Raw genomic sequence first — 664 nt, 5'->3', positions numbered from 1 at the left:
TGCCCAACAGCAACACGCCGGGGCACGGCGCCACGTAGGCCGGCATTGGCCGGAGAGGACGCCGATATCCATGACGGCCGGCGGGCCCGGGATGTCGGGCACCAAGCGTGCCCGACCTACGGGCTACGGGCATGATCCAAGCGCCAACAACGCTTACCATAGACGCATGACGGACAACGATTACGAGACCGCGCCCACCGCCCTCGACGGCGACGCCGGCGACCGCCTGTCCCAGGTGCTGGTGGCCCTGTTCCGCGGCGTGCTCCATCGAGACAGCGCGCCGCAGCTCTGGCAGGGGCTGCTGAACCTGCAGGCCCGTGTGCGGGACTATGTCGCCGTGCTGGGCCTGGAGCTGATCCTGGACGAGGCCGAGGGCTACGCCTTTCTGCGCCAGCGCCCCCGGGACCCGGACGCCGGCGACGAGCTGCCGCGGCTGGTGGCGCGGCGCCAGCTCAGCTACCCGGTGAGCCTGCTGCTGGCCCTGCTGCGCAAGAAGCTGGCCGAGCACGACGCCACCGGCGGCGACACTCGGTTGGTGCTCTCCCGCGAGCAGATCGTCGAGCAGATACGGGTGTTCCTCCCGGAGACCGCCAACGAGGCCAGGCTGCTGGATCGCATGGACAGTCACATCAAAAAGGCCGTGGAGCTGGGTATGCTGCGGCGC

General features: G+C 69.7%; 1 protein-coding gene. It reads left to right on the top strand.

Translation table 11 applies throughout. The features are described 5' to 3' along the window. Positions 1–166 precede the first annotated feature (166 nt). Positions 167–664 (top strand): DUF4194 domain-containing protein (locus tag G7A99_RS23330; RefSeq protein WP_163144437.1); only part of this gene is annotated, 498 nt, incomplete at its 3' end.

This window comes from Arhodomonas sp. KWT (assembly GCF_010993615.1).
This window is presented reverse-complemented; position numbering and strand designations above follow the sequence as displayed.